The 23318-nt window shown below is 63.4% G+C and carries 20 protein-coding genes and 4 pseudogenes; 3 read left to right on the top strand and 21 right to left on the bottom strand.

Annotated features, from left to right (window positions below; genetic code table 11):
• Positions 1–7: 7 nt before the first annotated feature.
• From HK436_RS24270 to HK436_RS24200, 17 genes and pseudogenes are all read right to left on the bottom strand, one after another.
• Positions 8–139, bottom strand: a complete 132-nt coding sequence (locus tag HK436_RS24270) for a helix-turn-helix domain-containing protein (RefSeq protein ID WP_173194196.1) — start codon at positions 137–139, stop codon at positions 8–10.
• 101 nt (positions 140–240) lie between these two features.
• Positions 241–717, bottom strand: coding sequence for a hypothetical protein (locus HK436_RS24265; protein ID WP_173194194.1), 477 nt, complete (start codon positions 715–717; stop codon positions 241–243).
• Positions 701–2302 carry a GMC family oxidoreductase gene (locus tag HK436_RS24260; protein ID WP_312860719.1) on the bottom strand — a complete coding sequence of 534 codons (1602 nt, stop codon included), beginning with the start codon at positions 2300–2302 and terminating at the stop codon, positions 701–703. Before HK436_RS24260 ends, HK436_RS24265 begins: the two co-directional genes overlap by 17 nt.
• Positions 2303–2339: 37 nt before the next feature.
• Entirely contained in the window at positions 2340–3572 is a 1233-nt protein-coding gene (locus tag HK436_RS24255) for a mandelate racemase/muconate lactonizing enzyme family protein (RefSeq protein WP_173194192.1), read from the bottom strand.
• An 85-nt stretch (positions 3573–3657) separates the two neighbouring features.
• Entirely contained in the window at positions 3658–5091 is a 1434-nt protein-coding gene (locus HK436_RS24250) for an aldehyde dehydrogenase family protein (RefSeq protein ID WP_173194190.1), read from the bottom strand.
• A gap of 41 nt (positions 5092–5132) precedes the next feature.
• Positions 5133–6194 (bottom strand): ABC transporter ATP-binding protein, encoded by a 1062-nt coding sequence (locus tag HK436_RS24245; protein ID WP_173194188.1) that lies wholly within the window; start codon positions 6192–6194, stop codon positions 5133–5135.
• A gap of 23 nt (positions 6195–6217) precedes the next feature.
• A complete protein-coding gene (locus HK436_RS24240; protein WP_173194186.1) occupies positions 6218–6445 on the bottom strand; it encodes a GntR family transcriptional regulator in 228 nt (75 codons plus the stop codon).
• Positions 6436–6900, bottom strand: a complete 465-nt coding sequence (locus tag HK436_RS24235) for a GntR family transcriptional regulator (RefSeq protein WP_173194184.1) — start codon at positions 6898–6900, stop codon at positions 6436–6438. The genes HK436_RS24240 and HK436_RS24235 overlap by 10 nt, the downstream gene beginning before the upstream one ends.
• Before the next feature lie 44 nt (positions 6901–6944).
• Positions 6945–7805: a carbohydrate ABC transporter permease gene (locus tag HK436_RS24230; RefSeq protein ID WP_173194182.1), complete on the bottom strand. Its 861-nt coding sequence runs from the start codon at positions 7803–7805 to the stop codon at positions 6945–6947.
• A complete protein-coding gene (locus HK436_RS24225) occupies positions 7802–8680 on the bottom strand; it encodes a carbohydrate ABC transporter permease (RefSeq protein WP_173194180.1) in 879 nt (292 codons plus the stop codon). Before HK436_RS24225 ends, HK436_RS24230 begins: the two co-directional genes overlap by 4 nt.
• A 73-nt stretch (positions 8681–8753) precedes the next feature.
• Positions 8754–8897 (bottom strand): hypothetical protein, encoded by a 144-nt coding sequence (locus HK436_RS31760; RefSeq protein WP_244649383.1) that lies wholly within the window; start codon positions 8895–8897, stop codon positions 8754–8756.
• 71 nt (positions 8898–8968) lie between these two features.
• A complete protein-coding gene (locus HK436_RS32530; protein ID WP_280515840.1) occupies positions 8969–9394 on the bottom strand; it encodes an extracellular solute-binding protein in 426 nt (141 codons plus the stop codon).
• A 122-nt stretch (positions 9395–9516) separates the two neighbouring features.
• Positions 9517–9918: pseudogene (locus tag HK436_RS32525) on the bottom strand (ABC transporter substrate-binding protein); the annotation flags it as partial.
• Between the two features lie 274 nt (positions 9919–10192).
• A complete protein-coding gene (locus tag HK436_RS24215) occupies positions 10193–10573 on the bottom strand; it encodes a DUF3085 domain-containing protein (RefSeq protein WP_244649382.1) in 381 nt (126 codons plus the stop codon).
• 8 nt (positions 10574–10581) lie between these two features.
• Complete coding sequence (locus tag HK436_RS24210) at positions 10582–11184, bottom strand: DUF1419 domain-containing protein (RefSeq protein ID WP_173194178.1); 603 nt, start codon at positions 11182–11184, stop codon at positions 10582–10584.
• A 127-nt stretch (positions 11185–11311) separates the two neighbouring features.
• Positions 11312–12286 carry a DUF3991 and toprim domain-containing protein gene (locus HK436_RS24205; protein WP_173194176.1) on the bottom strand — a complete coding sequence of 325 codons (975 nt, stop codon included), beginning with the start codon at positions 12284–12286 and terminating at the stop codon, positions 11312–11314.
• Positions 12287–12780: 494 nt separating this feature from the next.
• Positions 12781–13284 carry a hypothetical protein gene (locus HK436_RS24200; RefSeq protein ID WP_244649381.1) on the bottom strand — a complete coding sequence of 168 codons (504 nt, stop codon included), beginning with the start codon at positions 13282–13284 and terminating at the stop codon, positions 12781–12783.
• Between the two features lie 131 nt (positions 13285–13415).
• Here HK436_RS24200 and relB point away from each other — a divergent pair, with 131 nt between their 5' ends.
• Together relB and HK436_RS24190 are read left to right on the top strand one after the other, a co-directional pair.
• Positions 13416–14012 carry a type II toxin-antitoxin system RelB family anti-toxin gene (relB, locus tag HK436_RS24195; protein WP_173194174.1) on the top strand — a complete coding sequence of 199 codons (597 nt, stop codon included), beginning with the start codon at positions 13416–13418 and terminating at the stop codon, positions 14010–14012.
• A complete protein-coding gene (locus HK436_RS24190; protein WP_173194172.1) occupies positions 14005–15240 on the top strand; it encodes a type II toxin-antitoxin system HipA family toxin in 1236 nt (411 codons plus the stop codon). The genes relB and HK436_RS24190 overlap by 8 nt, the downstream gene beginning before the upstream one ends.
• 11 nt (positions 15241–15251) lie before the next feature.
• On the opposite strand, the gene HK436_RS34045 is transcribed toward HK436_RS24190, so the two are convergent.
• The 4 genes and pseudogenes from HK436_RS34045 to HK436_RS24170 all read right to left on the bottom strand — a co-directional run bounded on the left by HK436_RS34045 (position 15252) and on the right by HK436_RS24170 (position 20950).
• Positions 15252–15491 carry a zincin-like metallopeptidase domain-containing protein gene (locus HK436_RS34045; protein WP_173194542.1) on the bottom strand — a complete coding sequence of 80 codons (240 nt, stop codon included), beginning with the start codon at positions 15489–15491 and terminating at the stop codon, positions 15252–15254.
• Between the two features lie 7 nt (positions 15492–15498).
• Positions 15499–18755, bottom strand: a pseudogene (locus HK436_RS24180) (error-prone DNA polymerase).
• Complete coding sequence (locus HK436_RS24175) at positions 18752–20275, bottom strand: Y-family DNA polymerase (protein WP_173194170.1); 1524 nt, start codon at positions 20273–20275, stop codon at positions 18752–18754. Before HK436_RS24175 ends, HK436_RS24180 begins: the two are co-directional and overlap by 4 nt.
• Positions 20190–20950: pseudogene (locus HK436_RS24170) on the bottom strand (ImuA family protein). Before HK436_RS24170 ends, HK436_RS24175 begins: the two are co-directional and overlap by 86 nt.
• Before the next feature lie 192 nt (positions 20951–21142).
• On the opposite strand from HK436_RS24170, the pseudogene HK436_RS24165 reads away from it, so the two are divergent.
• A pseudogene (locus tag HK436_RS24165) lies at positions 21143–23211 on the top strand (ATP-dependent helicase).
• Positions 23212–23318 lie beyond the last annotated feature (107 nt).

The following is a 23318-nucleotide window of genomic DNA, read 5'->3' as shown; positions in this document are numbered from 1 at the left end:
CCAGCGTTTACTCCATCTGCGTCAGCGTCTTCGACGCGTTCGGCTGGGTCGTGTGAAGCTCCTGCGCAGCGCCCGTGACCGAGCCCGTTTTCATATAGACGAGGAAGCACTCGAACTGGCGTATCTTCAGTCGGTGCATGGCGCGCGCGTTCCGGGAAGGACGGGTGAATCTGCGAAGAGATCGTCTGACCCTGTCCGCCCCCCGCGTGCAATTCGGGGTCTTTCCTGGCCGCGTTTCGGCTATTCCGATGCCCGCCAGATCGGACCGCGATCGCGCACCGGATCGAGCAGCGACCAGTCGCCCTCGTCGACCCGAAAGCCTTTCGGGAACGGCGGCCGCGGCTCCATGCCGATCGCCATGAGCACCCGGTCGTCGCGATAGTAGGCGCGCGCGATCACTGCTTCGGCCACAGCGAAACCGGCAGGATCGGCCGCTCGCAGCCTGTCGAGCAGGGCCGACGCCGCGACCGCATCGAGATCGGCCAGCCGGCCGCCGGCCGCTTCGTCGATGCCGCGCAGCAGCCGGGCGAGCGCCGGCCGGTCGCGTTTCACCGACGATGCCATATCGGCCATGATCGCCGGATCGTCGGCGCCCGGCATGCCGAGCACGGCGCTCGCCGGGATCATCGCTCCCGCGACGCAGCGCAGGCAAAGCCGCTCGCCGTCGCTCAGCGCCGGGCCCCAGCCGTCGTTGATGGTCTCAGTCGAAGAGGTCATGGATCCGGGTCTTGATCTGGTCGGCGACATGCAGCGCGATCGCCTGGATGGTCGAGGTCGGGTTGACGCCGCCGGATGTGACGAAGACGCTGCCGTCGACGATGAAGAGGTTCTTCACGTCGTGGCTGCGGCCCCATGCGTTGACGACCGAGGTGCGCGGGTCGTTTCCCATGCGCGCCGTGCCCATCAGGTGCCAGCCGGCATAGGGCAGCGGCGAACGGGTGATGATGTCCTTCGCGCCGGCCCGGGTCAGGATGTCGACGCCGCGCGCCACCGAATGGTCGAGCATCTTCTGCGAGTTCTCGCTGAGCCGGTAGGTGATCTTCGGGGCCGGGATGCCGTTGGCGTCCTTCAGGGAAGGGTCGAGCGTAACGCGGTTGATCTCTTCCGGCAGGTCCTCGCAGATCGCGATCATGCCGGCCTGGTGGTCGAACAGCCGGCGGAAGGCAGCATGATGCCCCTCACCCCACGGCAGCAGCCCGTCGCCGAGACCGTTGAGGGCGGTGGTGGCCGGGGCATTGCCGCGCGTGAACTGGTAACAGTAGCCGCGCAGGAAATCGCGCGCCGGATCGGTCTCGTAGAACTCCATCGACCACATGAAGACGCGCGAGCCGCGATAGCCGTCGAGGGGCCGGTCGAAGCGGCCCCGCACCAGCGCGTAGGGATGGAACATCAGGTTCCTGCCCACCTGCCCGCTCGAGTTGCCGAGCCCGTTCGGGAAGCGCTCCGAAGCCGAGTTCAACAGGATGCGCGGCGTGCCGATGCCATTGCACGCCATGATGACGATCTCGGCAGGCTGGAACACCTCCCGCCCGTCGCCGTCGAAATACCAAGCGCCGGTTGCCATGCCGTCGTCGTTGGTCTCGATGCGGCTGACCCGGCATTTTGTGCGCACCTCTACGCGGGCACGCATAGCCTCTTGCCAGTAGGTGACGTCGGTCGAGGCCTTGGCGCCCTGCGCGCAGCCGTGGCCGCAATGGCCGAGGTTGATGCATGCCGCCCTGCCCTCGTAGTCGCGCGAGGTGATCGCCGAGTCGGAAGGCCACCAGTGCCAGCCGAGCTCGTTCATCGCCCGGCCGAGCATCTCTCCGGTGCTGCCGAGCGGCATCGGCGGCATCACCGCTTCTTTGGGTGGATAGGCGGGGTCGCCCTCAAGCGCGGCGATGCCCATCATGCGGTCGTTGAGCGCATAGTAGGGTTCGAGCGTGGCGTAGTCGATCGGCCAGTCGTCGGCGACGCCGTCGAGCGAGCGCACCCGGAAATCGGACGGGTGCATGCGCGGAAAGTGCCCGGCATAGAGGATGGTGCCGCCGCCGACGCCGTTGAAGTTGGCGATCTTGATCGGCGAGTCGTCGTCGTTGACCGGGTAGTCCGCGGGCATCGCGCGCCGGTTCGGGTGGATCGCGTAGTCCTCGGCCTGGCGAGCCTCCCAGTCGCGACCGGTCGAGGGGTAGCGGGAGGACTGCTGCCAGTCTCCCTGCTCCAGGCAGACGATGCGCATGCGCGTCTCGGCCAGGCTCCAGGCCACCGCCGCACCGGAGGCGCCGGCGCCGATGATCAGCACGTCGACGGGGTCGTTGGTCACGGGCACGGTCTCGATGCCTTTCCTTGCTTCCCTGGCGTCAGACGACGAGCCGGGGTATGGCTGTACGGTGGATCATGCCGGTCTTCTCCAGCGGCGGATACTTCGCCAGCGCGGCCTCGTTCGGCTCGGTTCCCCAGCCCGGGCGGTCCGGAATGATCAGGTAGCCGTCCTTGTACTCGGGCTCGTGGGTGAAGACCTCCTTGTCCCAGGCTATGCGGTCGATGTCGGTCTCCATGATCCGCATGTTGGGCACGACCGCGCTGAACTGGGCGTTCATCATCGTGCAGAGATGGCCGTAGAAGTTGTGCGGCGCGACGTTGACCTCGTAGGCGGCCGCTGCGGCCGCGATCTTCAGCGACTGCCAGACGCCGTTCCACGGCGTATCGACGATCGCCACGTCGATCGCCTGCGCCTCGAAATAGGGCAGGAACTGCTGGACGCCGATCAGCGTCTCGCAGGACGAGATCGGGTGCGGGCTGTTGGAGCGGATGTAGGCGAGCGCCTTCGGGTCGCGGGTGTCGATCTCGACCCAGAACAGGTCGAGGTCCGCCGTCTCGCGCAGCATCTTCACGTAGCCCTCGGTGCGGGCGTTGAAGTTGAGGTCGAGCAGGATGTCGACGTCGGGGCCGGCTTCCTCGCGCATCATCTCGATATGCCGGCGCAGGTTCTTGAGCACCTTGCGCTCGATGTTGAGACCCGGCTCGTGCGGCCGGCCGAAGCCCGGCGCCCAGGCATCGATCCGGTCCTGCTCGTCATAGATGAATATGTTGGTCTTAAGTGCCGAATAGCCCCAGTCGCGCACGTCGCGGGCGATTTGGCGCACGCCCTCGGCATCGACGATCGGCGGCGAAAAATGCTCAGTGCGCATGCGGTAGGCCACGCAGTGCGACCAGTAGATGCGCACCTTGTCGCGCACCTTGCCACCGAGCAGCACGTGGCAGGGCACGTCCAGCGTCTTCGCCTTAGCGTCGAGCAGCGCGTTCTCGATCGCGCCGAGCGCCTGGCCGACGACGCCGCCCAGCGCCGGCCGGGTCACGTTCTGCAGGTCCTCGCGGATGTGCTCGTGCAACATCGCGCTCTGTCCGATGATGCGGTGGCTCAGCTTCTCGATGATCGCGGTCACCCCCGGCGAGCCGAAATTCTCGTCGTACTCGCTCCAGCCGACGATGCCGTCCTCGGTGGTGATCTTCAGGAAGTGGTAGTTGCGGAACGAGTTGCTGCAGGACAGCGTCTTCACTTCGGCCACGATTGCTTTGTTCTTCACGGTCATTCCCCGGCTAGCTTGCAGGTCTGTTGTTCCGCTGCCCGGCAGGGCGCGGCTGTCATCGTTCGAGCTGGCTGCTGCGCGGTTGCGGTCAGCCCCAGCCCGAAATGGATTTGACGTCCATGAACTCCGCGATGCCCCAGCGGCCGCCCTCGCGGGCGCGTCCCGAAGCCTTGACGCCGCCGAACGGCGAGCCCGCGCCGCGCGGCTGGCCGTTCATCTCCACCATGCCTGAGCGAAGCAGCCGGGCGACCCGGTTGCGGCGTTCCCCGTCCTGGCTCTGAACGTAGTTGGTCAGCCCGTAGGGCGTGTCGTTGGCGATCGCAATCGCCTCCTCCTCGCCGTCGAATGGAATGATCGACAGCACCGGCCCGAAGATCTCCTCGCGCGCGATCGTCATGTCGTTGGCGACGTCGGCGAACACGGTCGGCTGGACGAAATAGCCCCGGTCGAACCCGGCCGGTCGCCCAGGCCCGCCGGCGACCAGGCTCGCACCTTCCTCGATGCCGGTGTCGATCAGACCCTGGATGCGCTCGAACTGGCGCCCGGAGACGACCGGGCCGATATGCGGTCCGGGCTGGCTTGAAGGGCCGACTACGATCGAAGACGCGACGCGTGCCGCCGTCTCCAGGGAGCGTTCGTAGATCGGGCGCTCGACCAGCATGCGCGCAGGCGCGTTGCAGTTCTGGCCGCTGTTGACGAAGCACTGGCGCACGCCGCGCTCCACGGCCATCTCGTCGGCGTCGGCGAAGACGAGGTTGGCGCCCTTACCGCCAAGCTCCAGCGCCACGCGCTTGAGGCTGTCGGCCGCCGCCCTGGTGATGGCGATGCCGGCCCGCGTCGAGCCGGTAAAGGATACCATGTCGACGTCCGGATGCGTCGCCAGCCGGTTGCCGGCGCCCGCCCCGTCGCCATTGACCAGATTGAACACGCCTGCCGGAAGCCCCGACGCCTCCACGATTTCAGCGAAAACGATCGCCGACAGCGGCGCGATCTCCGACGGCTTCAAAACCACCGTGCAGCCGGCGATAAGCGCGGCCGCCACCTTCAGAGTGATCTGGCTGATCGGCCAGTTCCACGGCGTGATGAGGGCGGCGACGCCGACCGGCTCCAGCGCAATCCGATCATTGGGGGCGTGGTCGCCCAGCGGACGGACGAAGTCGAAGCCCTTCATCGCATTGACGAAGTTCGCCATGTGGCGCGGCCCGGCGCCGGCCTGGGCGGCGCGCGCGAGATCGATCGGTGCGCCCATCTCCTGCGAGATCGCCTTCGCCATGTCCTCGGTGCGAATGAGGTGCACTTCGCGCATCTTCTCGACGAAGGTGAGCCTTGCCGCCGGGTCCGTTGCCGCCCATGCCGGGAACGCCTTCTTCGCCGCAGCCACCGCGGCGTCGACATCTGCGTCGCCAGCCAGCGCCACGACGCCGAACGACTCCTCGGTCGTCGCGTCGACTAGCACCTGTTCGGCGGTCGCCCGCGAGGCCACCCAGCGGCCATCGATGTAGAACCGGCGCATTTTCATCATGGCAAACTCTCCACTATGCCCATTCCCGTCACCGTCCAGCGCTATTCGCCGGGCCTGCGGCGGCGGCCGCTGCGGCTGTCGAAGAGATGGATATCCTCGGCCCGCGCGGTCAGATGGATCGCGTCGCCGGGCTGGGCGTCGGTCCTGCCCCTGACGAGCACGCGGACCACGTGCTCGCCCATGCGCGCGGTGATCTGGGTCTCCGAGCCGGTCGGCTCCACCACCGCGACGGTTGCCGGCCAGCCGGTCGCGGCCAGCGAAAGATGCTCCGGGCGGATGCCGACTGTGGTGCGGCCCTTGCCGGAAACGGACATCGGCAGCGCGATTGACTGCGCGTCGTCGAGGAGCAGCGTATCCGCTCCTTCGACCACGCCCTCGAGGAAATTCATCGGCGGGGAGCCGATGAAGGCGGCGACGAACAGGCTTTCCGGGCGGTCGTAGAGATCGAGCGGTGGGCCCATCTGCTCCACGATGCCGCCGTTCATGACGACCACGCGGTCGGCGAGCGTCATCGCCTCGATCTGGTCGTGGGTCACGTAGACCGTAGTCACGCCGAGGCGCTGGTGCAGTTCCTTCAGTTCCGAGCGCATCTGCACGCGCAGCTTGGCGTCGAGGTTCGACAGCGGCTCGTCGAACAGGAAGACGTTGGGCTGGCGCACGATCGCCCGCCCCATGGCGACGCGCTGGCGTTGGCCGCCGGAAAGTTGGCGCGGCTTTCGATCCAGCAACTGCTCGAGCCCGAGGATGCGGGCCGCCTCCATCACGCGGGCGTCGATCTCGGCACGCGGCAGGCGGCGCTGGCGCAGCGCGAAGCCCATGTTCTCGCGCACGTTCATGTGCGGATAGAGCGCGTAGTTCTGGAACACCATGGCGATGTGGCGATCCTTCGGCACCACATCGTTGACGACGCGGTCACCGATGGCGATTTGGCCGCCGCTGATCTCTTCGAGCCCGGCGATCATTCGCAGAAGCGTGGATTTCCCACAGCCGGACGGGCCGACCAGCGCGACGAACTCGCCATCGGCGATGTCTATCGATACGCCGTGGATGACCTCGATCTGGCCGTAGGCCTTGCGGACATCCCTGATCTCGACTGTGCCCATGCTGGCGCTTTCTCCCTGGTTTCCTAGCCGGCGTTCTTCGTCTGCGCCGGATTGTCGGATTGCAGCTCGCGGGTGATCGCCTCGTAGGCCGCATTCTCGTGCAACCTTACCAGCGCTGCGGCGGACTCGAATTCGCCGGCCTTGAGCGCGTCGCGGATCGACTTGTGCTCGGCGAGCGAGTCGGCCATACGGCCGGCAATCACCTTGAAGCCGCTGTGGGCTGAGGAGAGCGCGCTGAGATTCATGAGCATGCGCAGGCACCACTGCGAGTGTGCGGCGTATCGTTGAGCAACGTATGGAACTCGTGGTTGAGCTGGATGTAGCGCACCGCGTCCTGGGCCTCGACGGCCAGCGTCGCGGCGTCGATGTTCGCGTCGATTTGCGCCATCCTTCGGGCGTCGTAGCTCGAGGCGCCGAGCTCGATGGCGAGCGAGCCTATCATAGCGCGCAGTGCGTATATCTCGCGCAGCTGCTCGCGCCCGGCGCTCGCCACAACGGCACCGACATGCATCTGCACTTCCAGCCACCCTTCCGAAGCGAGGCTACGGATCGCCTCGCGGATCGGCGTTTCGCTGATGCCGAGCGCTTCGGAGATCTCCCGCGTGGTGATGCGGTCGCCCGGCTTGACGGCGCGGGAGATGATCAGGTCCTCGATGTGCCGCCGCGCGAGATCGGCCTTGGAGAGGTATATCGAGGCCTGCGTCATGCCACGCCCCTTCGTGTCTGTTCGTGCCTGTCGCCGCTCATCGTTCACCCCTTCGTCGCGCCGTCCGCTAGACCCTGTATCAGCCATTTCTGGACCAGCAGTGCGAAGATCACCACAGGAATGACCGTTATCGTGCCGACCGCCGTGAGCGCGCCCCAGTTGGCGCCGTTGACCGTGTCGCCGGCGATGCCTGCGATGGCAACGGGAATGGTGGAGGCGTAGCGGTTGGTCAGGACCAGCGCGAACAGTAGCTCCTCCCAGGCGAGGATCATGCTGAAGATCAGCGTCGACAGAAGGCCCGGCAGCGAGATCGGCACGATGATCTTGAAGAAGGCGCCGAAGCGGCTGCAGCCGTCGATCATCGCCGATTCCTCGAGCTCCTTCGGCAGCGCAAGGAAGAAGCCGCGCATCAGCCACATCACGTAGGGGATGAGGAAGGTGCAATAGGCGAGGATCAGCGTGATGTGCTGGTCGGTGACGCCGAGCGAGCGCGCGACTAGAAACATCGGCACGGCGAGTGCGATCGGCGGTACGCCGCGCGACAGCAGGATCAGCACGCCGATGGTGCCGGCGCCGCGCAGCTTGATGCGGGCAAGCGCGTATCCGGCCATCGCCCCGGCAACGATCGACAGGAGGCCGGAGCCGACCGCGACGATAATGGTGTTGATTAGCCGGCGGCTGATATCCGCCCGCTGCATGTAGCTGATGTAAGTCTCCAGCGTGGGCGTGAAGAACAGCGTCGGCGGCGTGGTGAAGATGTCGCGCTGCTCCTTGAAGGACGACAGCACCATCCAGAAGACCGGGAACAGGAAAACGATGCAGGCAAGGACACCGGCGGCGATGCGGATGCGCGGTCCGAGCCGCGACTTGCGCCGCAGCGGCGCGGGGAGAGCGGTCGCGGTCAATAGCGTTCCTCCAGCTTGCGGGCGCCGATGAGGAAGATGCCGGTCAGCACCATAGTGAGCGCCAGCACGATCACGGCCATCGCCGCGGACTCGGCGAAGCGTAGCGAGCGGAATGCCTCCTCGTAGATGAAGAGGTTGATGACGTTGGTCGCGCCTCCCGGGCCGCCATAGGTCGCGGCGAGGGCGATGTCGAACATCTTGACCGCGCCCAGCCATCGCACGACGAAGGTGGCGGCGATGATCGGCACTAGCAGCGGCAGCGTGATCGACCACAGCATCGACCACCAGTTGGCGCCGTCGATCTCGGCCGCCTCGAAGATGTCGCGCGGCAGCGACAGCAGGGCGGCAGTGGCGATCAGCACCACGAAGGGGGTCCAGCGCCAGGTGTCGATGATAACGATCGCGGCCATGGCGAGGTTGGGGTCGCCGAACCAGTCGAGCGGGGCGAAGCCGAACAGGCCGATGAACCAGTTCATGATGCCCCAGAGCGGATCGAGGATCATGCGCCAGATGCCGCCGGCCACGACGGGCGCAACGACCATCGGAATGATGAAAAGGGCGCGCACGGTGCCGCGCCCGCGCCAGTCGGCATTGATCAGGAAGGCGATGCCGAAGCCGAGCACGATCTGCAGTGGCAGGGCAAAGACGAGGTAGATGAGCGTCACCTTCATCGACGACCAGAAACGGTAGTCGTCGAGCACGTGGGCATAGTTGTCCCAGCCTACCCACTCAACGGCGCTGAACGTCATCAGGTCGAAGCGGGAGAAGCTGATCTCGATCGTGTAGAAGATCGGGTAGGCGAGCATCGCGCCGAGGATGACGGCCGCGGGCCCATGAACGCCCAGCGCGAGATCGCGTCGGCCAGTTTTGTCCATCCGCGGGGGCGCGCACGCGGAACGCCCCCTGCCGTCACTGTACTCATCTCAATGTCCTCCCTACCCGCCAAGGTCAGTCGAGAACCTTCTCGATCTTCTCGGCTGCGACCTGCAACGCCTCTGCCGCGGTCACCTGCCCGGCCATGAACCGCGAGTGCTCATCGGCGAGGATCTGTTGCGCCGCGTCGGAGCGCGGATGGCGGATACGCCACATCATGCCCTTCTCCGAAGCGTCGTATGCCTGCTGCAGGGCTTCGAAAACCGGGACGAGCCATGGCTCCGAAGGCGTCAGGCGAGTGTCGACTTGCGCGCCGGAAAGACGCCGAGATTGGCCGCGTGCCAGCTCTCGCCCTCCTTGGAGCTCAGCCACTGGATCACCGTCCAGGCGGCCTGCTGGTTCTGGCTCTTCGAAGAGACGGTTCCGCTCCAGATGCCGCGGTGCGCGCCGGCGCCGTTCGCGCCGACAGGCAGAACCTGGATGCCGACCTGGTCCGGCTTCAGCGTGGTCGTCTTCTCGTCGATCGCCGACCCCTTGAACACACTGCCCCAGTTGAACATCGTGGCGACGAGGCCCTGGCGGAACGCCTGCAGCGCTTCAGAGAAGCCGTGGCTGACGGCGCCCGTGGGTGCGAATTCGAGCAGCTTCTTGTGCGTCTCGAGGGCGGCGATGCCGATCTCGCTGTTGAAAGCCGGCTTGCCGTCCGCGTCGAGCAGTTGCCCCCGTTCGAGTTCATGATCGTCTGCCAGATGGTCGGCGTGAGCGGCTCGCGCACGAAATAGGTGTCGATCGCCCAGGCGTCGACCGTTCCGTCGCCATTGGTGTCCTGGACCAGCTTCGGCGCCTGCTCGATGAACTGTTCCCAGGTCAGGTCAGCGGTCGGCGCAGCAAGCCCGGCCTTCTCGTAGAGCGCCTTGTTGGTGAACATCATCAGCATGTTGGAGCGCAGCGGAACGCCGTACTGCACGCCTTTCCACTCGCCAGCTGCCAGCGGCGCGGCGTTGAAGTCATCCCAGTCGTAGCCTTCCAAGGTCCAGCCAGCCGCATCTGGTGACTTGAGGTCCATCAGCGCACCGACCTCGGCAAGCTGCGGCACCCACGGGTCGTCGGCGATGATGATGTCGTAGGTCGGGCTCGGCCCGGTCGCGTCGAGCATGCTCTTAGCCAGAAGCTCGACATAGGGCACGCCGTCGATCGTGACCTTGATGTTCGGATAGTGCTTGTTGAACTCGGGCACCATGAGCGTCTGCCACTGGTTGGCGAACGCCTCGTTGGCAATCATGCGCACCTCGACAGGGCTTTCCGCCGTGCCGAGACCATTATCCTGCGCAACCGCAGCCGTGCCACCTAGCGCCGCGAACGTCACGGCCGATGCAGCCGCGACCATCAGCGCGCGCCGCGAGACCGAACCTGATGCTTCATGGAATCGATTCATGCAATCCTCCCTGGTGTGAACGGTTTCCCAACGACGCACCGCGCCGCCATTTCCGCCACCTTATCTCCAACCCTACATTCTATAGAATCCAGAATGTGGGATTCTTGTAGGAGGCAGAAGGCCGCGAGTCAATCAACAACCGTTCGCGCACTGACGATTGCGGCATCGATGAATTCAACGCCGTCATCGCCCTGAAATGCCGGGGGTTGTCGTCCAACCAGTGGGTATCAACTTTTGGATGACAATCGGTCGAATGGACGACGAGTAGCTTCTGCCCCTCGGCAACCTTGCCGTTGGAGATGATGTAGACGCCCTCGTCGCCAACGAGCCAGAAGCCGGGCTTCTCGCCCTCTCCCGACCGGGTGCCATAATAGGGATTGCGGAAACCGCCATTGGTGGCGGCATCGTCTTCGCCGCGCGCGATAACCTTGCGCACCGCAAGAACCGGAAATGTGCACATGGCCCACCTCACGCGGCTTCAGGCAGCGGCAGGTGGCGCAGATGCACCGGCAGCTTCTCGGAGACCTGCTGATCCGTCAGGCTCTCCAGCAGCTCGAACCGTGTGCCCGGTTTGCCGTAGACGATGACAGTGCGCTTGCCCCGATGTTCGGGCCGGAAGTCCGCGCCGGCATAACCGCGATAATCGTCATGGGTGGCGCTCCAGATGTGCTCGATGCGTTCGTCGCGCGTAATGGCCTTGACCGGGCGGCGTTCGCGCTCGACGATCGCATCACGCATGGCATGGACGGAACGCGGATCGAACAAATTGCAATAGGCGTGGAAGTACCGTTTCACGCCGTTGATGCTGAGTGTGTAGAATACGCTGGTAATGCTGCCGGTCAGGAATTCGCGCATGGCGAACATTTCGCCGCGCATCCAGAGCGGCGGCAGGATTTCGAGCATGTAGTCATGTTGAGCCTGCGCGATTTCGAACCATTCGCCGGCGTAAAGCGCGCCGTCGTCATCCTGCCAGCGGTCGGGCCGCCCGGCATGGCGGTCGAAGAGCCTGAACGTCTGGTGGCGGTCAGCGATGCCGAAGTAGATTTTTCGGATTGGTGCAAGAAGGGTCATGGCGGGCTCCTGTGGGGCCTGTCTCGGGCTGGAGCGCGGTGCACCCTGTCGGTATCACCATTTTCTTCAGCCCTTCCGGACCCCTTCCCGCGGCCGCCTCTCCGTCCGGCCGGGTCAAGGGCCGGCGTCAGCCGGGCGGAGCTTCACCCTTGAGGCGGACGGCGGGCATGCGGCAGCCGCCCCTCTCCTCCTCCCTTCCATCCTTCTTTCTTCTTTTGGCCTTCAGATCCTCGTTCCAGTCCTCCAGCTCAGGTCGCAGCCGCACGAACTGACAACCGACATCGCGCGCGAGCGCCTCGAGCCTCGCGGCAAAGATCTCCCCTTGCGCATTGTTGTCGGTGGCGGCGACGAGGAGGGCGTCTGCTCGAATGGCGAGATCGAGCAAGGCCTCCGAACTCGCCGGCGACCAACCGCCCCCGGTGCTCAAATAGCGCGTGTCGGGACGCTGTTCCTCGAGTGCGGCAAGGCTCATGGCATCGATTGCCGCCTCGACGACGCACAGGCGCAGCGACGTTTCCGCACCGAATGCAAAGAGCAGTTTGGTGCCGCCGGAGGCAAAACCGCGCCAGTCGGGACCACGCTCTTCCCAACCGGTGACCATTCCTGATGGATCCCGGTGGGCAGCCCACATGCTGCCCTGTGGGCCTTCGCGAAGAAGGTCCTCGGCGACGGCCGCGCGCAGTACGGGATCAGGTAGCGCCCGCTCGTCCTGCAGGTAGCGCCATGTCGCGGAGCCGGGCCATGGCTTGCGCCGCGCCGACCAGCGCTCGGGAACCGAGAGGTCGGGCATGCGCTCACGCGATTGCCGTAGCCACTGCGGTTGCGAAGGGACGAAGTCGACGAGGTCGGCAACGACATAGAGCGCGGCCGCAAAGGGCAGGCCGTCAAGATGCTCGACGAGGCGGAACACGTCGCCCTTCGCATCCGACAGCGGATCGAACCAGCCCTTGCCGTCATGAATGACAATGATGATCTCTTCGCCGCGGCGGTATTTGACCGCGCGGCGGGTGCTTTCCTTTACGTCGACCGCAAAGCCGGCGGTTTCCAAGACGGCCTCGCAGGCGACCTTTTCTCTCAGCTCTTCCAGGTCTGCTTTTTCCATTCCCTCTCCGCGTTTCGCGCGGTCCTCTGTCCGGTTTTCGCTCCCTATTCCTTAGGGGCGGCAACCCGGGGGCCGCGAAGAGCAAGGCAGGACAAGGGCGCGTCTGGCAAGCCGGCATTTGTGCCGGATCGCATGTTTCGCGGCCAGAGGCGGCGAAGCCTCCTTGCCGGCCGCCGCGCGCAAGCGGCACTAAGGTGTTTTCGCAGTTCTTTCCAATCCCCTTTGTAGCGCCGCGCATCAAGGGTGGCAGCCCGGACGGGGAGGACCGCTCGCGGGCTTCAGCTTTGCCAACAGCCCGGCCCTTAGAGCGATGCCAAACATCAATTCAACGTGGCGGACAAGCACGGACACAAGCTTGGTTACGATAACTGAGAATTATCAAGGCCTCAAAAGCGCGTAGCAATCGCCAGCGCTCTGTCGCGTCAGGCCTGTTAATAGCCCGTGTGTTCTGGCTACTGACCAAAGATTGTATTTAATCTTTAGTCAGTGGCTGCCTATCGTGCCGTCAACAAACGGCGGGCCAGTTCCAGGTCGCCCCAACGCGTCGAAAAGGTATCGGAGACTTCGAACCAGCCTCCGTCGTTGCCGGCACCTTGGTTAGCGCCCATGCATGCACATTGGCACTCATGACCGAGCGCTTCCTGGCATGCTCTCGCGCAGATCTCCTGCTCGCGGTAGGGCTGAATGATATAGATCTTGCCATATCTGACCAGCGCTCGATCAACGAGGTCATTGAACCAGGATTTCGGCAACTCCCAGTAAGCTTCTGTGCCGCCGATCCATTCGGGCGCAGTTCGCCGCCCGTTCTGAAGCCAGTGCCGATTGTCGTCGGCGAATGGTAGTCGCACGCGAATGCGCTCGCCTCGCCCCGTACGGCGCAGCACAACAGGTATTTGCTTCTGCTTCCAGACATAGGAGAGGGTGAGCTGATCCATCATCCGCACCAGACAGCTGATGCCAGTTAGATCGGCAAGCCAAGCGCGATGCGCATCGCGCATCAAAAATCGATATCGAATAAAACATCATTATTCACTTTTGATGTGCCATAAAACATCACATTGAGAGGGCGCCGACTATTTGATATCGTAAAAGACATCAAACAAGATAAATGATGCAGAAATAAACATCGATGAAATATGAAACCCAAGAGATTGCCGACCGCCTACGCGAAGCCAGAGAAGCCAAACAGCTCAGCCAACGCGAATTGAGCCGGTTAGCTGGCGTCCCGCAAGCGCAGATTTCGCGGATTGAATCCAACAGCGTTGATCTACGCCTATCGAGCCTCGTCGCGATCGCCAGCGCATTGGATTTGGAGATCGCCCTGGTCCCACGCAAGGCAGTGCCTGCAATCAAATCGATCACGCGTCAGACGACGGATCGAACCGTGATCCAACCGCCCGCGATCGGCAAGGAAATGCAGCAACTGCAAAAGGCGGTTCGCGCCCTTCAGATTGAAGCGCCGAGCCTGCCGGAGCTGGATGAGCTGCGCAAAGCGACGGCATCACTCCAGCGCCTCCAGATTGATACCCGGTTTTTAGATAGCCTCCGCTCCCTGCGCCAAACGATTGACCACGCCAAACGGACGGAGCACTCGAAGAGCATATTGGATGCGATCAACAGCATGAGAACGCTCCGCAACCAGATCGCCCATTTCGAGCCAACGAGCGAACAAAGGAATGCGAACCGTCCAGCCTACTCATTAGATGAGGAGGACGACAATGCCTGATGTATCCGTTTTGAGTGTGCGCCTCTATGGCAAAGAAATCGGCACGATCACCCATGTCGGAAACGAAAAGACACTTTTTGCGTTCAACGATGCCTATATTGAGAACCGTGAGAGACCGTCCCTCGGCCTGCAGTTCAAGGATAGCCTCGGCGACCTGATCACTGATTTTCGGCCATACAAGATCAAGCTGATGCCCTACTTCTCGAACCTCCTGCCGGAGGGTCATCTGCGCCGATACCTGGCTGAGAAGGCAGACATCCATATCGACCGCGAGTTCTTCCTCTTATGGGTGCTCGGGCAGGACTTGCCCGGCGCGATCACCGTCGTCCCAGCGGACGGTGAAGAATGGCCCGACGAAGCACATAACATCCTTGAAGGGGAAGCCGCGAAAGAGGCTGCCGAAGATGCCATGCGATTTTCATTGGCGGGCGTGCAGCTCAAATTCTCGGCGGTTCGAAGTGCGAGCGGCGGCTTGACGATTCCGACAAGCGGCGTCGGCGGCAATCGGATCGTCAAACTCCCCTCACGCGAGTTTGCCAACGTCCCGGAAAACGAGTTCTCGATGATGAGCCTTGCCAGGATGGTTGGGATCAACGTGCCAGCGATCGGGCTGATCGATGTGCGATCGATCGGAAACCTGCCAGACGGGATTGAGAAGATCGGGCAACAGGCTTTCGTCATCGAGCGCTTCGATCGCAATGAAGATGGCAGCGTCACACATATCGAGGATTTTGCGCAGGTCTTTAACGTCTATCCTGAGGACAAGTACAAGAAGGCCAGTTACCGCAATCTGATATCGGTGATCGCCTCCGAATCCGATCAGGATGATGTGGCCGAATTTATTCGCCGCCTGACATTCAATGTCCTGATCGGCAATGGCGACATGCACCTGAAAAACTGGTCGCTAATCTATCCTGATCGCCGCAACGCACGCCTCTCTCCGGCGTATGACTTCGTGTCCACGATTCCGTATATCGCGAATGACAAGTCCGCGCTGACCTTCAGCCGGACGAAGGAGTTCACCGGATTCACAACGGACGAGTTGGCGCATCTATCCGCAAAAGCCAAGCTGCCCAAGAAGCTTGTCCTCGACACAGCCAAGGAAACCATATCGCTCTTCATGGAGCGATGGGAGACCGAAAAGGCCAACTTGCCCATGCATAAAGATGTTGTCGAGACCATCGACAAGCATCTTACGAATTTGGCGGTTGTCACCGGCAAAGAGTGAAAGGATGCGGCCTAAGCCGCATCCTCGATATCACGATGATTGGAAGCCAGAGACATCAGCCAATTGCTGGCCTCAGAGGCTTTGGACGCTGCAGTGAAGACCGCCTTCTTGTCGGATTTCAGCACGGTCAACCAGTTCTTGATGTACTGGGCGTGATCGAGACGCGGCTCGGGCGTCAGACCGAGATCGCTCCCCGTTCGACCCCAACATTGTTTCCGGGCTGACCAGAGTTTGCCTGTGTGGGCGTTGATAGACTACCTACCGAAAATCACGCGTTTTCACCTTGATCTCATCAATGTGGCCGTGTGGATCGAACATATCCCGCGGCTTCGGTATGCCTCGCGGATCTGGTGCTGGCGATCCGCGGTGAAATTCATCCCCGCGTCCATGAGGAAGCGGGAACGCGTTTTCTCCTGATCCGACGCTGGCGAGTTCCGTCGACAAATCGATCAGTTCGTGCGCTACGATGTGCACGACTTCCCCCTCACGCTGGATCCTGCCCTTCACACCTATCATCCCAGAGCCCAGCACGACGCGACGAAATTTCTCGAAGACCTTTGTCCAGACCACGAGGTTGGCAACGGCGGTCTCGTCTTCGAGTGTGATAAACATGACGCCCTTTGCCGATCCGGGACGCTGTCGCACCAAAACGAGACCGGCCACATGGACCCAGCAGCGGTCGGGACTGGCAACTGCCTTGGCACAGGTGATGACGCCGCGGCCGGCCAGTTCCGCGCGCAGAAATGAAACCGGATGTGCGCGCAACGTCAGTCCGAGATGGCCGTAGTCCTCAACCACCTCCCTTCCCGACGTCATTGGTCGCAGCGAGACAGCGGGCTCGGATTGTTCGGGAACGATACCGGCTTCGCGCATAGCTGCCGCGGCAAAGAGCGGCAACGGTTCATCTCGCAGAGCCTTGATAGCCCAGAGCGCCTCCCGCCGGGCGAGGCCGAGCCCTGCCCGGAAGGCATCGGCTTCGGCGAGCTCGACCAGAGCGGCAACAGGAATGCCGGCCCGGCGCCAGAGGTCGTCGACCGACCGATAGGGTTGATCTTCCCGGCAGGAGATCAGTCGCGCAGCTTCAGCATTGCCTAGGCCCTTGACCATGCGCAGGCCAAGTCGGACGGCAAAGCGGCCATCGTCGCCGGTCGCCTCGAGCGTGCAATCCCAGTGGGACGCATTGATGCAGACGGGCCGGACCTCGACGCCATGTTCCCGCGCGTCGCGCACGATCTGGGCCGGCGCGTAGAACCCCATGGGCTGTGCATTGAGCAATGCGCAGCAGAACGCGTCAGGATGCCAGCATTTCATCCAACTGCTGGCATAGGCAATGAGGGCGAAGCTCGCCGCGTGGCTTTCCGGAAAGCCATATGAGCCAAATCCTTCGAGCTGCTTGAAGGTGCGCTCGGCGAAATCGCGGTCGTAGCCGTTCGCAACCATGCCGGAGACGAGTTTCTCACCGAATTTCGAGACGCCGCCTGTGTGCTTGAAAGTCGCCATGGCGCGTCGAAGCTGGTCGGCTTCGCCGGCGGTAAAGCCGGCGCATTCGATCGCGACCCGCATCGCCTGCTCCTGGAAAAGTGGAACCCCCAATGTTTTTCCGAGCACGGCCTCGAGTTCCGGCTTGGGGTAGGTCACATCCTCCTTGCCTTCGCGCCGGCGAAGGTAGGGATGCACCATGTCGCCCTGGATCGGCCCGGGGCGGACGATCGCGACCTCAATGACGAGATCGTAGAATGTGCGCGGCTTGATGCGGGGCAGCATCGCCATCTGCGCACGGGATTCGATCTGGAATGTGCCGAGCGTGTCGGCCTTGCGGATCATCGCGTAGGTGCGGGGATCCTCGGCCGGAATGGTGGCGAGGTCGAGCCGGATATCCTTGTGCTGGGCGAGGAGATCGAAAGCGCGGCGCATGCACGACAGCATGCCCAGGGCCAGAACATCGACCTTCATGAACTTTAGAACATCGATGTCGTCCTTATCCCACTCGATCACCTGGCGGTCTTCCATGGCCGCCGGCTCGATCGGCACCAACTCGTCGAGCCTGTCGCGGGTGAGGACAAAACCGCCTGGATGCTGGGACAGATGACGGGGCGTGCCGACGAGCTGGTGCGAAAGCTCAAGCGCCAAGCGCAGGCGGCGGTCACCCATATTGAGGTTGAGACCTTCGGCGTGTTTCTGCTCCACGCCTTCCGACCAGCCCCAGACCTGCGATGAAAGCGTCTTGGTTAGGTCTTCAGGTAGACCGAGCGCCTTGCCGACATCGCGCAACGCACCCTTCGCCCGGTAGCGGATCACGGTGGAACAGAGCGCGGCGCGGTCGCGGCCATAGGTCTCGTAGACCCACTGGATGACCTCCTCTCTCCTTTCGTGCTCGAAATCGACATCGATGTCGGGTGGCTCACGGCGTTCTTCCGATACGAAGCGCTCGAAGAGAAGGTCGTTGCGGTCCGGGTCGACCGAGGTGACACCGAGCACGAAGCATACCGACGAATTGGCGGCCGACCCCCTGCCCTGGCACAGAATCCCTTTCGAGCGCGCAAAGCGGACAATGGCATTCACGGTCAGGAAATAGGGCGCATATTCCAGCTTTTCGATCAGCCGAAGCTCATGATGGAGATTGCCGCGCACCTTGTCGGGCAGGCCTTCAGGATAACGCTCTGCCGCACCCTCCCAGGTCAGTTTTTCGAGCGCCTGCTGTGGCGTCAGGTCGGGGAAGAGCTTTTCCTCGGGATACTGATAGGCAAGTTCGTCGAGCGCGAATGCGCATCGCTCCATGATCTCGACCGTTCGGGCAAGCGCCTCCGGATAGCGCGCGAACAGCCGGTGCATTTCTTCAGGGGTTTGAGGTATCGATCGGCAAAGCGCTCGCGGCGGTGCCCGAGTTCGTCGATCGTGACATTGTGCCGGATGGCGGTCACGACGTCCTGCATCATCTGACGATCCGGCTCGTGGAACAGAACGTCGTTGGTGACAACCGGAGGTACGCGGGCGGCGGCCGCCAGGTTCGACAGGTGCCAGAGACGGAGCTGATCGTTCGGCCGGCGACGCAAAGTGAGCGCCAGGTAGGCCCGGTCGCTGAACGCCTCGCGAAGGCGCCGAAGCTGTTGAGCGCATGTTTCGTCGGCCGCATCCGGCACCAGTACGGCGAGAAGACCGTCGCCATAGGCTACGAGGTCCTGCCATTCGAGATGGCACTGGCCCTTGCCGGCGCGCTTTTTGCCGAGCGAGAGAAGACGAGACAGTCGCGCATAAGCGGGGCGGTCGGTCGGATAGACCAGCACCGACATGCCGTCAGCGAGATCGAGACGGCAACCGACGACGAGACGAATGCCGGTGGTCCGGGCCGCTTCATAGGCCCGCACGATCCCGGCAAGCGAATTGCGGTCGACAATGCCGAGCGCCTCGATCCCCATCACGGCCGCTTGCGCGAACAGTTCGTCGCAACTGCTTGCTCCTCGCAGGAACGAGAAATGCGAGGTTACCTGCAATTCGGCATAGCGCGATCCGGTCATCCGAAGATTCCATGCAGGAACCAGCGCTGCGAACCGCTGTTTTCATGCTCGCCGTCGCCGGAACGGAATAGCCAGTAGCGCTCGCCGGTTTCATCCTCGACGCGGAAGTAATCGCGCACCGTGGTCATTTCAGCGTCGCGCTTCCACCATTCGCCGCGGATACGTTCGGGCCCGTCGGCCCGCTGCACGCGCCGGCGCACGCCGCGCCAGGTGAACCACACAGGCGGATGATCGGGAAGCAATGCCATAGTCTCGATAGGTTCGGGACGCGACAGAAGCCGCGGCGGCCGTGGCCAGTCTCCGTCCCAAGTCGCGCCGGTCTCTGGCGCGAGCGGCGGCACACGCGCCACCGAGCGCTCAGGGACGTCGCTTTGTACCGGCACGAAACGGCAGAGCCGGTTCTCGCCGATGCGGTTGGCGAGTACGTCGATAAGGTCAGAAACATCCGGCTCCGGCGCCTGCACGAGCGATGTGATCGTCTGTCTCTGTCCGAGCGGCTCGGCCTCGATGGCGACCAGCACCATGCCTTCAATGCCGAAGCCGGGGTCGACGGTCTCGATCTTGTCGCAGAGCAGCCGGGTGAGACGTTTCTGATCCCGTACCGGTTGGGCGGTGCCGACGCGGATGAACTGAAGCGCGTTGTCGACGCGATAAAACAGCAGATCGAGCCGCCGTGCGCCAAGGCCGCGCTTCTCGAGCTCAAGGCAAAGCGCCTCGACCAGCCGGCCAGTATAGCGGGCGATCGTCTCGGCAGCGCCGATCGGCTCGCCAAAGACGCGGCGCACCTCGACCAATTCGGGCGAGCGAACGGGGTCGACGGGCTCGGCCAGGACACCCAGCGCCTGATCGAGCCGCCGTCCAAGCTCGGGTCCGAAGCGCAAGGTTATCGGGGCGCGGGGCTGATCCAGAATGTCGCCGATCCGCTCGAAGCCGAGCGTTCTGAGACCGGCAATTGTCTCACCTTCCAAACGAAGGGCAGCTAGCGGCAGCGGCCGCAGCATCGCTTCACTTTGCCCTTGTGGAATGACCAGCACCTCTCCTTTCAGGAACCGCGCTGCGGCGTGGGCGGCGCCCCAGCTGTCGGCGATCGCCGCCCGCGCCTCGACCCCAGAGGACGCGAAGCGCCGAACGACGGAGGCGAGCATGGCCGCCTCGCCGCCATGCAGATGATCGGCGCCCGTGGTATCGATCACCAAACCGTCTGGCGGATCGACCATGACCACTGGCGATATACGTTGCAGAACCCAAAGCGCCAGCTTGTCGAGACCTTCGGCATCGGCGACCGGATCGGCGTCGATGACGATGAGGCCGGGCACAAGGGCCTGGGCCTTTGTGACGGCCATGCCGACACGGACGCCACGTGCCTGCGCATTGGCGTCGATGGCGGTGATCAGCCGTCGTCGGCCGGAGCGGCCGACAAGGACAAGCGGCGCGTCAGGCGGAGGCGACGCGTCGCCAGACTTCCTTCTGAGGCGGTCTGTCGGCCACCTTGGAAGGAAGAGCGATACGACCCTGTGCATCGCAGGCCTCCACTTCGAAATCTGCACTTTCCCCGGCCTTGGCCCGGATCAGCTCAACCAGCCAGCGGGCGCGACCGAGCCCCGGAACCGGCAATGGGGCGGAGGGTAGGACGGATACGCGCCAGCGCGTGGCGCTGGCCGTGGGCTGACCGAAATCGCCAGCCTCCGTCTGCCGGCGCCAGCGGCGCATGGCGAGGCCGATGGTCCGCGACGATTCGCGGCGAGTTGCAGGCGCCGCGATGCAGTCATCGACAGATGCGCGGTTTCGGCAATCACAGCGCCAAGACCGCCGTGTCGCAAGCCTTCCTCAAAACAGGCGAGAAGCGCCTTCTCGTCACCTGTCTCGACATGGATCACACGGTCCGGCGCCAGGCCCGCCTGCGCGATAGCGGGAGCGAAAAGGTCCGCGCGTGTGACGATCCACAACACCTTGCCGCGGGTTCGCGCAGCAATTCCGGTGACAAACAAAGCCGCCGCCGCGCCGTCGACGGCTCCATTGCCGCCGCCGGCGATTTCATGCAGTGCCCCCAATGCCAACCCTCCCCCTGGAAGCCTGCGATCGATGTCGGCGAGGCCGAATGGCAGGACTTCGCGCACGCGGCCTGCGCCCCCTTCCAGGTGCGCGATACGCTCCTGAAGCTGGGCGATGACAGGGTTTGCCGCGCGATCGGGCATCGTCAATCCAGGTCTCCTGAGGGCTTTCCAACGCACGGAGGCGCTGTTATGTTCATTATTTGTTCCGTTTCGCAAAACGAGTCAATCGGCTCTTGGTGGAGTTTTCGGGACGGGGTGGGGAAGCTACGGCAAGCATCAGCGCAGCACTCAGCGATTGTCGTTGTAACTGAGGGTGATAGGGGGCGAGACGGCATGAATGCAGCGCATCTGGAAAAACTGAACGACGGTCAACGTGCCGCGGTCGTCCACGGTATCGGTCTCCCTGACGGCCGGGTCGGAGGGCCGTTGCTGATCATTGCCGGTGCTGGATCGGGTAAGACCAACACGCTCGCACATCGCGTTGCCCAACTCATCATCGCCGGCGCCGATCCGCGGCGCATCCTGCTGATGACGTTCTCGCGTCGGGCCGCGAGCGAAATGGCTAAACGAGTGGCACGAATTTGTGCCAAGGTGCTCGGTGACAAGGCCGGCGTTCTGACCGACGCGCTCACCTGGTCCGGCACATTCCACGGCATCGGCGCTCGATCTTACGTGAATATGCGGTCGAGCTCGGCCTGGATCCGCAATTCACCATTCATGATCGGGAGGATTCGGCGGATCTGATGAACCTGGTTCGTCACGATCTCGGATTCTCCAAGACGCAGAACCGGTTTCCAACCAAGGGAACGTGCCTCTCAATCTATTCGCGCGCCGTCAATGCCGAGGCATCGCTCGAAGACGTACTGCGCGCCAGTTATCCATGGTGTGCGGCCTGGGGGAAGGAACTGCGCGAGCTCTTTGCGGGCTATGTCGAGGCAAAGCAGATCCAGAACGTGCTCGATTATGATGATTTGCTGCTCTACTGGGCCCAGACCATGGGCGATGCCACATTGGCTGGCGAGATCGGCGGCAGGTGGGATCATGTGCTGGTCGACGAATATCAGGACACCAACCGCCTTCAGGCGACGATCCTCACGGGATTGAAGCCAGCAGGACGCGGCCTTACCGTCGTCGGCGACGACGCACAGGCGATCTATTCCTTCCGCGCGGCCGCGGTCCGGAACATCCTCGATTTCCCAAAGGCGTTCTCGCCAGCGGCTGAGGTCATCACCCTCGACCGCAACTACCGCTCCACCCAGCCAATCCTTGCCGCCGCCAATGGCGTGATTGGTCTCGCAAAAGAGCGTTTCACCAAGAACCTGTGGACCGATCGGCCGTCAAACGAGCGGCCGAGGCTGATCACCGTGCGAGACGAAGCCGACCAGGCGAAGTTCGTGGCTGAAGAGATCCTGGCGAACCGGGAGAGCGGCATGCGGCTGAAGGACCAGGCGGTGCTATTCCGAGCCAGCCACCATAGCGGGCCGCTGGAGGTGGAACTCACGCGGCGCAACATCCCCTTCGTCAAGTTTGGCGGGCTCAAATTCCTCGACAGCGCCCACGTGAAGGACATGCTCGCGGCACTGCGCTTTGCGCAGAACATCCGCGATCGGGTGGCTGGCTTCCGGCTGTTGCAGCTTCTGCCCGGCGTCGGACCGGCGACGGCGCAGAACGCGCTGGATGCGATCGCGGAGAGCGCCGATCCGATAGAGACGCTCGCCCGCCTCCCCTGCCCTGCCCGCGCGCAAAGTGAGTGGCCGGGCTTCGTGGACCTCATCGCGGGTTTGCGTTCCGGCACCTCCGGTTGGCCCGCCGAGATCGCGCAAGTTCGGGCCTGGTACGAACCTCATCTTGAGCGGATCCATGAAGATTTCGAGATGCGCCGCGCCGACCTGCTCCAGCTCGAGGACATCGCTGCCGGCTATCCTGGCCGCGAACGGTTTCTCACCGAAATTACACTCGATCCTCCGGATGCCACTTCAGGGCAGGCCGGCGTGCCGCTTCTCGACGAGGATTATCTGATCCTGTCGACGATTCACTCCGCCAAGGGCCAGGAATGGGGTGCGGTTTTCGTTCTCAATACAGTTGATGGCTGCATCCCTTCCGATCTGGGTGTGGGAACGTCCGACGATATTGAGGAAGAGCGGCGGCTGCTCTACGTCGCAATGACAAGGGCAAAGGACAGCCTCAACCTGGTTGTTCCACAACGCTTTTTTACGCATGGCCAGTCCTCAGCAGGGGACCGCCATGTGTATGCCTCCCGTACAAGGTTCATACCCGCCCATCTCGTCGATCTATTCGAGCGACGCGCTTGGCCCACGGTCCCATCCGGCTCAAACTCCAGTATCGGGCCGAGGAAAGTACGTCTGGACGTTGGTGCTCGGATGCGCGGTATGTGGCGTTGATTGGAACGGTGGCCCGGTAGCCGTGTTTGCGGTGAGACGGTCTGCAGCCGGTGTCGGCAGCGCCTCCCAGCTGTCGATTGGCAAACCTGACGCTAAGATGATGTCAC

Source organism: Neoaquamicrobium sediminum, from assembly GCF_013240295.1.
Classification (GTDB): domain Bacteria; phylum Pseudomonadota; class Alphaproteobacteria; order Rhizobiales; family Rhizobiaceae; genus Aerobium; species Aerobium sediminum.
This window is presented reverse-complemented; position numbering and strand designations above follow the sequence as displayed.

What these genes read in the sequence shown, in the direction of transcription:
- HK436_RS24215 (WP_244649382.1), bottom strand. Translation starts at nt 10,573, where the DNA reads ATGTGCACATTTCCGGTTCTTGCGGTGCGCAAGGTTATCGCGCGCGGC.
- HK436_RS24190 (WP_173194172.1), top strand. Translation starts at nt 14,005, where the DNA reads ATGCCTGATGTATCCGTTTTGAGTGTGCGCCTCTATGGCAAAGAAATC.
- HK436_RS24200 (WP_244649381.1), bottom strand. Translation starts at nt 13,284, where the DNA reads ATGCGCGATGCGCATCGCGCTTGGCTTGCCGATCTAACTGGCATCAGC.
- HK436_RS24255 (WP_173194192.1), bottom strand. Translation starts at nt 3,572, where the DNA reads ATGACCGTGAAGAACAAAGCAATCGTGGCCGAAGTGAAGACGCTGTCC.
- HK436_RS24240 (WP_173194186.1), bottom strand. Translation starts at nt 6,445, where the DNA reads ATGCTCATGAATCTCAGCGCGCTCTCCTCAGCCCACAGCGGCTTCAAG.
- HK436_RS24250 (WP_173194190.1), bottom strand. Translation starts at nt 5,091, where the DNA reads ATGATGAAAATGCGCCGGTTCTACATCGATGGCCGCTGGGTGGCCTCG.
- HK436_RS24270 (WP_173194196.1), bottom strand. Translation starts at nt 139, where the DNA reads ATGCACCGACTGAAGATACGCCAGTTCGAGTGCTTCCTCGTCTATATG.
- relB (WP_173194174.1), top strand. Translation starts at nt 13,416, where the DNA reads ATGAAATATGAAACCCAAGAGATTGCCGACCGCCTACGCGAAGCCAGA.
- HK436_RS24235 (WP_173194184.1), bottom strand. Translation starts at nt 6,900, where the DNA reads ATGACGCAGGCCTCGATATACCTCTCCAAGGCCGATCTCGCGCGGCGG.
- HK436_RS24225 (WP_173194180.1), bottom strand. Translation starts at nt 8,680, where the DNA reads ATGGACAAAACTGGCCGACGCGATCTCGCGCTGGGCGTTCATGGGCCC.
- HK436_RS24265 (WP_173194194.1), bottom strand. Translation starts at nt 717, where the DNA reads ATGACCTCTTCGACTGAGACCATCAACGACGGCTGGGGCCCGGCGCTG.
- HK436_RS24205 (WP_173194176.1), bottom strand. Translation starts at nt 12,286, where the DNA reads ATGGAAAAAGCAGACCTGGAAGAGCTGAGAGAAAAGGTCGCCTGCGAG.
- HK436_RS24210 (WP_173194178.1), bottom strand. Translation starts at nt 11,184, where the DNA reads ATGACCCTTCTTGCACCAATCCGAAAAATCTACTTCGGCATCGCTGAC.
- HK436_RS31760 (WP_244649383.1), bottom strand. Translation starts at nt 8,897, where the DNA reads ATGATGTGGCGTATCCGCCATCCGCGCTCCGACGCGGCGCAACAGATC.
- HK436_RS24175 (WP_173194170.1), bottom strand. Translation starts at nt 20,275, where the DNA reads ATGCACAGGGTCGTATCGCTCTTCCTTCCAAGGTGGCCGACAGACCGC.
- HK436_RS24245 (WP_173194188.1), bottom strand. Translation starts at nt 6,194, where the DNA reads ATGGGCACAGTCGAGATCAGGGATGTCCGCAAGGCCTACGGCCAGATC.